This is a genomic window from Mycobacteroides sp. H001, assembly GCF_001440005.1.
Taxonomy (GTDB): domain Bacteria; phylum Actinomycetota; class Actinomycetes; order Mycobacteriales; family Mycobacteriaceae; genus Mycobacterium; species Mycobacterium gwanakae.
The window spans coordinates 146,754-158,108 of the sequence record NZ_LJYH01000034.1 but is presented as its reverse complement, the minus strand read 5'-3'; the positions used below and the strand labels follow the sequence as shown (position 1 = coordinate 158,108).

General features: G+C 62.3%; 10 protein-coding genes and 2 pseudogenes. 9 read left to right on the top strand and 3 right to left on the bottom strand.

Annotated features, from left to right (window positions below; all coding sequences use genetic code 11):
* Positions 1 to 232: 232 nt before the first annotated feature.
* From AOT83_RS17230 to AOT83_RS17215, 4 genes and pseudogenes are all read left to right on the top strand, one after another.
* The gene (locus tag AOT83_RS17230; protein ID WP_057966508.1) at positions 233 to 2,326 is read left to right on the top strand and encodes an NHL repeat-containing protein; all 2,094 of its coding nucleotides are present in this window, start codon (positions 233 to 235) and stop codon (positions 2,324 to 2,326) included.
* 152 nt (positions 2,327 to 2,478) lie between these two features.
* Positions 2,479 to 3,363 (top strand): phosphoribosyltransferase family protein, encoded by an 885-nt coding sequence (locus AOT83_RS17225; protein WP_057966509.1) that lies wholly within the window; start codon positions 2,479 to 2,481, stop codon positions 3,361 to 3,363.
* A gap of 14 nt (positions 3,364 to 3,377) precedes the next feature.
* Positions 3,378 to 4,901, top strand: a complete 1,524-nt coding sequence (locus tag AOT83_RS17220) for a nicotinate phosphoribosyltransferase (protein ID WP_057966510.1) — start codon at positions 3,378 to 3,380, stop codon at positions 4,899 to 4,901.
* A pseudogene (locus AOT83_RS17215) lies at positions 4,898 to 5,542 on the top strand (NUDIX domain-containing protein); the annotation flags it as partial. The gene AOT83_RS17220 and the pseudogene AOT83_RS17215, both read left to right, overlap by 4 nt.
* A 118-nt stretch (positions 5,543 to 5,660) precedes the next feature.
* Here AOT83_RS17215 and AOT83_RS17210 read toward each other — a convergent pair.
* Complete coding sequence (locus AOT83_RS17210) at positions 5,661 to 5,894, bottom strand: hypothetical protein (RefSeq protein WP_057966511.1); 234 nt, start codon at positions 5,892 to 5,894, stop codon at positions 5,661 to 5,663.
* Positions 5,894 to 6,985: a hypothetical protein gene (locus AOT83_RS17205; protein WP_131726970.1), complete on the bottom strand. Its 1,092-nt coding sequence runs from the start codon at positions 6,983 to 6,985 to the stop codon at positions 5,894 to 5,896. Before AOT83_RS17205 ends, AOT83_RS17210 begins: the two co-directional genes overlap by 1 nt.
* A gap of 141 nt (positions 6,986 to 7,126) precedes the next feature.
* Between AOT83_RS17205 and AOT83_RS17200 the strand changes: the two genes are divergently transcribed.
* From AOT83_RS17200 to AOT83_RS28440, 5 genes and pseudogenes are all read left to right on the top strand, one after another.
* The gene (locus AOT83_RS17200) at positions 7,127 to 7,633 is read left to right on the top strand and encodes a hypothetical protein (protein ID WP_131726971.1); all 507 of its coding nucleotides are present in this window, start codon (positions 7,127 to 7,129) and stop codon (positions 7,631 to 7,633) included.
* Positions 7,630 to 8,166, top strand: coding sequence for a hypothetical protein (locus AOT83_RS17195; protein WP_057966514.1), 537 nt, complete (start codon positions 7,630 to 7,632; stop codon positions 8,164 to 8,166). Before AOT83_RS17200 ends, AOT83_RS17195 begins: the two co-directional genes overlap by 4 nt.
* Complete coding sequence (locus tag AOT83_RS17190) at positions 8,163 to 9,635, top strand: hypothetical protein (RefSeq protein ID WP_057966515.1); 1,473 nt, start codon at positions 8,163 to 8,165, stop codon at positions 9,633 to 9,635. Before AOT83_RS17195 ends, AOT83_RS17190 begins: the two co-directional genes overlap by 4 nt.
* Before the next feature lie 88 nt (positions 9,636 to 9,723).
* Positions 9,724 to 10,203, top strand: coding sequence for a hypothetical protein (locus AOT83_RS17185; protein WP_057979837.1), 480 nt, complete (start codon positions 9,724 to 9,726; stop codon positions 10,201 to 10,203).
* Positions 10,204 to 10,306: 103 nt separating this feature from the next.
* Positions 10,307 to 10,417 (top strand): annotated as a pseudogene (locus tag AOT83_RS28440) (NUDIX hydrolase); the annotation flags it as partial.
* Between the two features lie 390 nt (positions 10,418 to 10,807).
* On the opposite strand, the gene AOT83_RS17180 reads toward AOT83_RS28440, so the two are convergent.
* Entirely contained in the window at positions 10,808 to 11,335 is a 528-nt protein-coding gene (locus AOT83_RS17180) for a hypothetical protein (protein WP_057979838.1), read from the bottom strand.
* Between the last annotated feature and the right edge of the window lie 20 nt (positions 11,336 to 11,355).

Genomic DNA, 11,355 nt, shown 5'->3' with positions numbered 1-11,355 from the left:
CGCCCACCCGCTAGAGTTTTAGACACCTATTCACACAGGTCCCCCGCCCTCCGCCCTCGGGGACGTGTTGAAAACCCCTTCGTGGCTCTTCGGCGGTGGTGCTGTTTTCGGCTCCGGAACGCGATAGTGCCGATTTCGGAACGCGTGAACCTCCGCATGCCGTCCGCTGCGCGATGCAGCGTCACGCATTTGGTGCACGAAAGACCAAGCGGGCTCGGTAAGTTCTGGACTTATGCATACGGTGCAGTCGGGGGGTCCCACCGGTGATCCCGAAGAAGCGCTCAAGCCGCCAAGTCGTGAGACCGCTCGCTGGGCCGCGATCTTATGTTTCATTGCGGCGTTCATGTGCCTGGTGGGTATCGCCTGGTCCGTGTACGCGCGGTGGGTGACCGATGATTCATTTGGCGGCCTTGACGGACACCTGACCCAGGACGCGACCTCGGCACTCAATGCGATGGACACCCTGACCACGGTGGTCGCGGTGCTCAACGCGATATTGGCGGCGGCCCTGGTGGTCGGCGGGATCATGCTGTTTCGTCGCAAACCGGCCGGCCGCCCGGTCGTCGCGGTGACGGGTGCTTTCTTGCTACTGGCGCCGATCATCACCTATGTCGTCTCCACCCAGATTTGGAACAGGCTCGTCGGCGCGATGGGCGAGACCTCCGATGTGGAGGTCATGCGATTCGGTCCTGGTGTAGGAACGGTGATTCGTGGTGTGCTCGTCGCGTTGGCGATGCTGGGGCTGGTGCTTGCGCCGTCAACCAAACGTTGGTTGACCTACCAGGGCCAGCCTGACGGACAACGGCAGCTGGCAGCGGTGCCCGGTTCAGTGGTGGACCCTTCGCTGCCGCCTCCCACCCGCGGCACGGCGCTCGGCGCGGCAGTGCTGAGTGTGCTGGGTGGTGCGGTGTTTCTGTTTCTCGCTATAGCGGGTGTGGTGGAGGCACTCGATTCGGATAAACGTGAGTCGGCCCGGGTCGTCGCCGGGGTTGGCGCAGCCGTCACGACGCCGCTTGCCGCTGGGCTGATCGTGGGCGGGATTCTGTTGCTGCGCCGACGCCTCTCCGGGCGCACGACGGTTGTCGTCACCTGGGCAGTCGTCATCCTGTTGGCAACCGGATTGCTCTCGGCAGTGACGGCAAGCGACAACCCTCGACCCGGAGACCTCGAGCTCCGCATTGCGGTGTTGGTATTCACGGTGGTTTATGCGGTTGCGGCGATCGCCTTGGCTTTGGCCCGGTCCACCCGACGCTGGTGTGAGGCGCGGACGGGGTTCGGCAGACAGACCCTGCCGGGCCCAGAGCACCCGGCTCCGATGGGCGTCACCGGTCCCTTGGCCCCGGCGCAGCATCAGCCGCAACCGATTGAGCTGCCGTTCGGGGCGGGCACACCAGCGCACGTGCCGCCGACAGCCCCCGTCGACGCGGCCCGGCGCAAGCGGATATGGGTGATAGCCGCAGCAGCAGGAGCGGTGATGGTGCTTGCCGCAGCGACAGCCGTGACGTTCACCACCATCTCGCGAAAACCCGAGGCCGCGGTGCTCCACTCCTACGGTACGCAGAGCGTCCTTCCGTTCACCGAGCTGAGGTATCCGTGGGACATCGCGGTCGACGCTGCCGGCGCCGTGTATGTCGTAGACAGTGACACTGTTCACGAAACCAGCCGTGTGTTGTCCCTGCCGGTAGGTGCCACGGCTCCGAGCACGCTGCCATTCGAGCCGGGTAGAAACGGAGTGGCGGTCGATGCGGCTGGCACCGTATACGTCAACAACGGCTACGACGGTGTGCAGGTTCTGACGGCGGGTTCCAGCACCCCGACCAAGCTGTCTTTCCCCGGTCGACATGGTCATGGCGTGGCAGTCGATACTGCCGGAACCGTATACGTTGCCGACAAGGGGCGGGTTCTGTCGCGTGCCGCCGGTGAAGCCCCACCGATAGAGCTGCCGTTCACCGGGTTGGACGAAGCCACCTTTGTGACGGTGGACGCCGCGGGCACTGTCTATGTCCTGGATCAGGTTCGCAAACGAATACTGTCGCTGCGTTCCGGTTCCACCACCCAATCCGAATTCCCCCTGACCGAACTCAAAGGGCCGTCGGGCCTGGCTGTCGACAGCCACGGCACCATATACGTAGCCGACTACACCGGCGGCAAGGTAGTGGCCTTCGCCGCAGGCTCCCACGCAACAACGGTGCTGCCGTTCACCGGGCTCCGTGGCCCATTAGATGTAGCCGTCGACGCCGACGAAAACGTCTACGTTAGCGGTTACGTCGACTTCAGTGACGACTCAGGACAGGTTCTCAAACTCCCCGTCGCATCGCCCGCGTGAGTGGATGGCTCACCAGTAGTGGTGTCCAGCACTTCCAAAGCCCCAACCGCTATACATACGCTCAGGGCGTTGTCGGTGACAGAACTCGTCTACCCGCGGCCGATCCAGTTACTTACGTACAAAGAGTACGAAAGTGGTGTACGGTTGCCGGCATGACGAACGACTACGAGTTCTTCGCCTACGGCGGGGGCCAGCTCAACACTTCAGCGATCGAGGTTTTCGCCTATCCGATGGGCGATGTGACGGTGCGCACTATTGCCGGTGCAGGCCCCACCCCGGGTGTACAGGTGCTCTGGGTGCACACGGCGGCGCCGGATTGGACGGTGGTGTTCAACTGGGCCGCTCTGACGGCGGCGTTCCCGCAGCGGATCTTGGTGATGCCGTTCCTGCCGAGTGCACGTGGCGACAAGGACACGCCCTGTCCTGCGCACACCAACGCGCGCTTGGCCGCGCTATCTGGGATCACCGGCCTCGTCACCATCGATCCGCACTCGCCGGTGTGGCTGGACACGCTGCGGGCCGTCAACCCGACCGTTACGTCTCACGTCATCGACCTGGCCCAGGTGGTGGCCGCTGCTGTCGATGCCGGCGACTACCTCGGGGTGATCGGCCCGGACGCCGGCTCGCTGCGGCGTGCGAGCGCTGTCGCCGCGCAACTGGGGCTGCCGGTGTCGGTGGCCGACAAGAAGCGTGACCCTGCCACCGGACAACTACTGGGCTACAAAGCCCCCGCCGAGGTGCAGGGCCGACCGGGTCGGTATCTGGTGGTCGATGACATCTGCGATGGTGGCGGAACGTTCGCACTGCTGGCACAAGGACTGGGCGACGGCTTCGACCTGGATCTGTGGGTCACACACGGCGGGTTCACCAAGGGCACCAACGCCTTGACCGACAACTACCGGAGGGTCCACACCACCGACTCGCTGCGCTCGGCAGTCGCGGCAGCCGCAGACTCACCGCAAGACACTGCGGTCGAGGTTCACCCGCTTCGCCTACACGTGCTCGACGTCCTGGACACCATCAACACCACTCGATAGGGGGCGGAAACACCATGAACGACAACCAAAATCGGGCGCTGGACACCCTGCTGGCCACCGACGCTTACAAGCTTGATCACCGGCGGCAGTACCCGGACGGAACCGAGTTCGTCTACTCCAACCTCACTGCGCGCGGCACGCGGGTGCCGGGTATCAACGCCACGGTCTTCTTCGGGCTGCAGGCGTATCTGCAGCGGCTAATCGAGGACTGGCAGGTGTTCTTCGATCTGACCGACGACGAACTCGAACCGGTTCTGGCCGGATATGAGCGGTTCGTCACCGGGCTGTTAGGGCCGAATGCCATTGGTGTTCAGCACTTCCGAGATCTGCACGCGTTGGGATACTTGCCGCTGCAGGTGCGGGCTGTGCGTGAGGGATCGTTGATCCCGCTGCGGGTTCCGTACCTGACGGTAGAGAACACCGACCCACGGTTCTTCTGGCTGACCAACTACTTCGAGACGCAACTCTCCGCTGAGCTGTGGCAGCCGATCACCAGCGCCACCATCGCCTGGAACAACCGCAAGCTACTCGACGAACGCGCCGCCGAGTCCGGTGACGAAGCCGCGGTGCAGTTCCAGGGCCACGACTTCTCCTACCGCGGCATGGCCGGCGACGCGGCAGCAGCCGCGTCAGGTGCCGGCCACCTGATCAGCTTCGCAGGGACCGACGGACTGCCCGCGATCCGGTTCATCGAACGGTTCTATCCCGGCAACGGCGACGCCTTGATCGGCGCATCGGTTCCGGCCACCGAACACTCCGTGATGTGTGCCGGCGGACAAGACGGAGAGCTGGCGACCTTCGATCGGCTGCTGAGCCTGTATCCCGAAGGAATTCTGTCAGTCGTCTCCGACACCTGGGATCTGTGGCGGGTGCTCACCGAGTACCTGCCCGCACGCAAGGAACAGATCATGGCCCGCAACGGAAAGCTCGTGATCCGCCCCGACAGCGGCGACCCCGAACTGATCCTGTGCGGGGATCCGAATGCGCCCGAAGACAGCCCGGCTCGCAAGGGCGTGGTCAATCTGCTAGCCGAGACATTCGGGACCATCACCAACACCAAGGGGTACCGCGAGCTAGATACGCATGTCGGAGCGATCTATGGCGACTCCATCACCCATGAGCGCGCCGACGCCACCACACGGAACCTCATGGCGCAGGGATATGCCTCCACCGCTGTCGTTTTCGGATTCGGTTCCTACACCTACCAGTACCAAACACGGGACACCTTCAAGATGGCTGTCAAGGCGACATGGGTTCAGGTCGACGGCGTAGGCCGCGACATCCTCAAGGACCCGGTCACCGATGACGGCTCCAAGAAGTCGGCTACGGGGCGGTTGGCGGTGCGGCGGTGGATGAGTGGTGAGCCATTCTTGATCGAGCACGCCGATGCCGACCAGGAAGCCGACAATGAACTGAAACTGATGTTCGAGAACGGAAAGCTGTTGCGGCAGTATAGTTTCGTTGAGGTGCGTGAAACGTTGACGCGCGAAACCGGAATCTACAAGCGCTACAGCGGCACCGCGAGGCAGCAGTCATGAGATCGATGACCGAATCGAACCTGGCCGTGAGCCCCGGTGATCATCCGGTGCACGGTACTTGGCTCAGCGTGGATGTCGTTGCACTCACCGATGACCCCGAACCGAAGATCGTGCTGATCAAGCGTGCTGGGCCCTTGCACAAGGGAGAAACCACCCTGCCCGGTGGGCTGTTGGCCGCCTGGGAGGGTGAAACCGTCGAGCAATGCGCCAAGCGGATCATCCGCGACAAAGCCAGCACCGAGCTGACCGGCGGTGTCGCGGTCGTCGACGTCGTCAGCGACCCGGACCGCGACGAACGCGGACACACCGTATCTATCGTCGTAGTGGCCCGCGTCCCCGCCGAGGCCACAGGCGCTGTGCCCGTGACCCAGATACCGGAGGCAATGCCATTCGGCCACACCACGATCGCGAGGTCAGCGATCCGGCGACTAGAGGAGCGCCTGCTGGTCGACCGGGATATCACACACGCCATGCTCGGCGATGAGACCACACTCGCGCAGGTTCGCGCACTGCTCAGTGTCTGCGGCCCCACGACCGCGGGCGCGGCCCGCAAGCGCCTGGACCGCTCACCGCTATACCGTCGAACCGACGAGCTACGCAAACCAGCACCAACCGGCCGGCCCGGACACGTCTACCAATTCACTTCCGGTTCCGGAACCAGTTCCCTTCCAAGCACTGGCACCTCAAATCATGCCGACGATCCCCGTATCAACCAGTCGGACGTTGACCCGCCGAGGCACCACACCTAGACCGCCGCGATTAGCCGTATGTGGTGATGAGCCACAGTCCGAAGCCTGCCGATAGCAGTGCTACGACCAGCCCTCCTGCGCCGTGTAATCGCAGCGCGGCGGGGCTGGGGCGGTTGGCTTCCGGGTCTTGCCATTTCCACGACTCGTAGATATCCCATGTCTCGTCGGGTCGCCGTATGAACGCGATCGAGAAGATGACTGCGATCACCGCCAAAGCGATCAAGGCGTATCCCATCGCAACCATCAGTCATCTCCTCCACTGGTGGCGGGGCTCGCGATATCGATTACGGCCAGCAGCGCCGACCGGTCGGAATCCGTGCCATCGTCGTGGAACCGCACGACATCACTGTCAGGGTCAGCTATCTGCGTGCGGAGAACTGTCGCGAGGTACTGGCCTGCCTGGTCGTGTTCGTTTGGGCAATCCGGGCTGATAGCGGCCAGATTGACAGTGAACACGCCGGCGAAGTCGGTGAATCCGGCAAGGACACCGCGCCATTGCATCCACTCGATGTAGTCGCCGCACACTTCGCCGGCCAGCGACTGCCAGTGAGCGGGCCAGGGCCCCGCCCACGCCGGCCGCGGAATGTCCGGCGCGATCACCACCGTTTCTCGTGGCTCGGTGAGGTAGCCGGCCAGCAGCTCGGCGGCGGCTTCAACGCAAGGATCGGTCAATGCGGCAGCATCGGCTATCAACGTCTGCTGTGCGAGCACCGCGGTCTTGCCTTGCCCGGAGACGATCACCAACGGATTGACCGTCCGGGCCTGGATAGCTCCGGGCGGCAGGCGAAGTGCTAGCTCAACGGCGATCGCGTGCTCGGCGGGCAGCGCGTTGCCCAACCAGGTCGATACCTCTAATCCGTGGATCCTGACCCGGTACGCGGCGGTGTCGTCGCGCTCAATGCGGCGAATAACCAGGTACGTGAGGGCGACGGCGATCGGCAGGATGATCGCCGTCGACACCAAGGCAACGGGACCAAGCAGAGAGACTGCCCACAGGGCCAGCGCGCACAAGCCCGCCAGCAAGATCCCGACGATGATCGAGGCGCCGAGGTCGGTGTGGCGTTGCGAGCGCCCAGCGAGCCTGCGGTGCTGATCGAGGTCGGCGAGCATCTGCTCGTGCCCAGGCCGCAAGCGATGCGAACTCAGCATTCCGACGATTGCGGCCAGCCGGGCTTCGGCGGCTGCCGCGACCTGTGTACCGGATCGTGTTTGCAGCAGCGGCACCAACATCCACCCCGCTTCCACCAACCCATCGGCGCCTGCAGGAAACGGCGCACTGACCAACTCCCGGATCAGCGCCTGATCGTCGCGATCGGCGAAACCCCGTGCAGTCACCGCGTTGAGAGCATGATCGTCAGATCGCTGCCTGTCATCCACGACATGATCAAATCAGCAATCGCAATCGCACCGCTACCAAGGCACCAATAGGATTGCTGTAAGCATGGAGCGCGTCTGAAATCCAAGGGGGAGATACCAATGAGGGCTTGGCTATCTGGGGTGCGGCCGGTGGTGTGGTTCTTGTTGTTTGTGGGGGTTCTGTGTGGGGTGGCGGCGGTGGTGTTGTTCGCGGTGTTGTGGTGGCCGCCGCCGCGGGCTCAGTTGACGGTGACTGCGCCGATTTCGGAGCAACAGAAACAGGTGGAGCAGATCTACCGGCAATACATCGAGAGCCGCAATCGCGCCGATGTCGTGGGGATGCGGGCGTTGACCTGCTCGACCCCGAGCGGCAATGTCGCTAAGGGTTTGGAGATTTTGGAGTCTGGAGATTCGCTTCCGATACGTGTGGATCGTGTCGAGGGCTTCGTGAACTACAGCGAGATTGGTGTGGGCAAGGTGCGGATCGACGGGGTGCATCGGGTGAGCGCGTTGACCGATGAGGGCCGGGCGTTGCTCAAGTCGCAGGAAGACGGTGACGGTTTTCAAACCGGTGAAGCGACGCTGGTTAATGAAGGGGGCTGGAAGATGTGCGGGGGCGCTGTATGACAACGATCGATCCAGACCCTGCGACAGGACCGATAAACAAGCTGGAGGCTGTCGAGGTGCCACGCAGAATGTGGCTTACCGTGTGCGCGGCGGTGGTGGCGTTCGTTGGTGTGGCGGCTTTGATCGTGTGTGTGGTTGCGGCCTTCACTGTGCCGCGCCCGACGCTGCGCCCGATCGCCGCATCCGAATCGCTCTCCGATGGTCAAGCACGCGCTGTCGCTGAGGCAACGGTGCGCTTGTGGATGAGCGAGCGCAACGAACGTCATCAGGGGAACATGGCTGAGCTGACATGTCACTCTGATGCAGGAACAACGGCGTTGTATCAGCTAAGGCATCTGACGGACAACAACGCGATCGGAATGCTGGAGGCGCTGGGATTCGGTGATTTCACCCGTAAGCCTGGTGAGTGGCGACTGTATGTGTTCATTAACAAGAGCACTACAGGGGATTCGACACGGATCTTCCGGTTCCAAATCCAAGACGGTGGGCTGAGGATATGCGACGTGATGAACTTGAAGGTGGCAGAACTATGACACGCATACGAACAGGAATCGGCCGCTGGGGCTGGATTCTGGCCGCCGTGCTGACAGTAGTGGTGGTGGCCGGCGGAGTCACGGCCACAATTCTTTTGGTGCGCCGCAGCGACACCCCGAGCGTAGGCGGACCCGATGTGGTGGGAGTGGACCCGCAGTATCTGCTGGCACCCATCAAATCGACACAACCCACCACCGGATGGACCTTCCGCCTGCAAGACGCCATACCGGGAGCCACCGGCAGCTTGGCATATTTCGGGCCGGTAATCGCTAATCGCGCCTACTACATCGCCACCGACACCCCCCGAGGGCCGGGAGCTTACGCGGCGACACGGCAATGGGTTTTCGGGTTGGACTTGGCGACAGGCAAATTCGCACTCGCTCCCGTCGAATTACCAGGTGATTCACAATGTTTCGTCAACGGACCGACCACGATTTTATGTCTGGCTGACAGTTCGTCGCCGGTTGGTAGGCACGCGTGGGTGATCGACAGCACCTCGGGAGCCATAATCCATTCCGGCCCAACCAATCTCAGCCCGTACAACACTAAGCACGGCCCCGTCGTTCAGCAATACGGCGCCTATGCGCTGGTGACCGTGGACAAACCCGAATTCGGTGAAACCGGCTGGTATGGGGTCGATTCAAATGCGGAATTGACCTGGCATGTTCCCAGTGCCGGAAACCCTATCTATGGCGGTGAGGTGTTCTCTCCCGACTGGCCCACACCAACAATGGCGGACACGGACCGCGAGGTACAGGTCGACGGGAAGACACAGACCGAATACATCGTGTTCTCCCTCGCCGACGGGGCGGTGTTCCACGACAAGGAATATCCCGCGTCCGGCCCAGCCTGGGTCACCGCTGATGGCTTCGTGACATACGTTCGCGTCGATAGCAAGTCAGCGATCGCGTTCTACGACAACACCGGAAAACGCATCAACCTGATCAAACAAGACGGTAAGAACAGGCTGTCCCTGTTCAGCCCCAGCCACTACGGGTTACCGATCGTGCTCGACGAAACCCCCAGCGGCGAAGAAACATGGAACGTGTACGACACACGCGGACAAAAACTTGTTGCCCTACACGGAATCGAAGGCTATGCGAGGGCCTCCGCGGCAACCGAAGGCCGGATCGTGGGCTCGCATGTGTTTTTCGCGCCAGGAGAACACGAAACCGGCGAAGCCCCTACGTGGACGCAGGTCGACCTCAAGACCGGGAAGCCCGGAACAAGCTGCAACAAAATGGATCTGGGAGTTCCAGGATATCTGGCCTCAGACGGAAAAGTCGTGATCACACGGCCCTGGAACACCGTCGGGGCCAAAGAAGACCACGTCAACGCCGTCGATACCAGCACCTGCGCCGTGCTGTGGGACATCCCGATACCCATGGGCGACGACCGGATATACCGGCGAGGAAACACCATCGTCCAAAACTCCGATACCGAACTCAAGCAAATAGTGGTCTCCTGACCATCCACCCCCCTCGAGAAGGCAACCCCAATAGCACTGCTACCCAAGCCGTTCTCGGGCTTTCTGCCACCGCAGAGGAAGACAGACGATGAGCACCAAATCGCCGGTCCACCACGAGTGGATTCCACAACCAGCAGACCCTCCGCGACTGGCCCGCGCGGCGACACTCAGCATGCTGGGGCGCCCGTTCTGGATCGTGCTCACCGTCTTCTGCATCGGATACGTTGGATCATCGGCAGCGATGGGACTACTCGACTTCCCGCACCTAGCAATCCTATTGGTACCGATTGCCGCAGCACTCTTGGTCTACCTGTTGACCCTGTTCAACCTTCGCCGCAGTCTGCAATCCGGAACCCGCTGGACATCTACCTTCGGGCCGCAGTCCCTGACCGTGTCCTCGTCCGCCGGACAATCGACGTTGAACTACAACCAGATCACCGGTATCCGCCGCCGCGGACCCTACGTATCAATCTCCACACGCAGCGCTGGCCGTATCACATACATCGGAGAACTGTTTCCCCCGGCAGCGATTGAATTCGTCCGCAGTCGAGTGACCCCCAGTAGGTAACACCCCTACAGATAACACTGTCACCTACAGTGAAAACAGATCCCCCAACACACGTGGGGAACAGTCCTACACACCGCCAATGTCACTACAGATAAACAACCGCGGGCGCAGCCGCAAGCGCCTGGACCGCTCACCGCTATACCGCCGAACCGACAAACTCCGCAAGCCAGCACCAACCGGCCGACCCGGACACGTCTACCGATTCGCCATGTAGATCCTCGGCGCGCATCGACGCGGTGGTCGACGAATTGGGCACGGGAGCCCGATGACAATCATCCGGTGCCGTGGTTTCAACGTCTGTAGCGCGAGGCGCGGAAAACTCCCCGCCGGGGACCTCGGTTCACCCGGCATTCCCCGGGTCAGTCAAATGCACCGAATGTGGCTGCACCCCCAGTAACAATCATCGACCTCACAGGCCCTGGGACCCTGTTGCTCAAACCCACACGAACCTGTGGTCCCACTTGCGGCCCCGGCACACGAGTCGCACCGTCCGCGCTTCCACAGGCCGTAATCCAGGAACTAGAAGCAGAAGTCACGCGGCTCAAGGCCGCTCAGAACTCGAACCCTTGAGCCGTCTGCAACCCGGGACGTAAGCCTCAAAGGGTCAGAACAGGACGCTATTGCCGTCCTGGCGCAACACGAAACCGCGAGGTTCAGGCTGACTGCTATCCGTACACGCGGTGAAATCGGGTCCGACCGCACACAGCTCTCCACGAAATTCGATCTTGTGTCCTTGCGGCAAGACAGGGCTATGGGGGTCACTACAGAAAATCTGGGCTGGCTGAAAGAATGCAGGACCACCCGGCGCGTCGCCAGTACCAACTCGCTGTCCGCATGGTTTGGATTGTGGGTTTTCGGTGTCCACATACCCCGGCAACTCCTTGCCGTAGCAATAGATAAAGCGGCCCTGCCCCATGTCACACGTGTATCCGAATGGGGTTGAGAATCGCACCGCCTTGTCAGTCGAACGCGAAAGCGGCAGCGGATATTCAGCCGGATTGACCGAAACGAAACCCGATACGTCCGGGAAACCGGCCGGTTCGGCGTGGGCCACATTGACTGGCGCCAGAACAAGACCAGCGGCTGCGGCAGTGACCATGGCGAGGTGTCTGATTCGCTTCACGACTGTCATATCGGTGTGCTCCTGCGTTT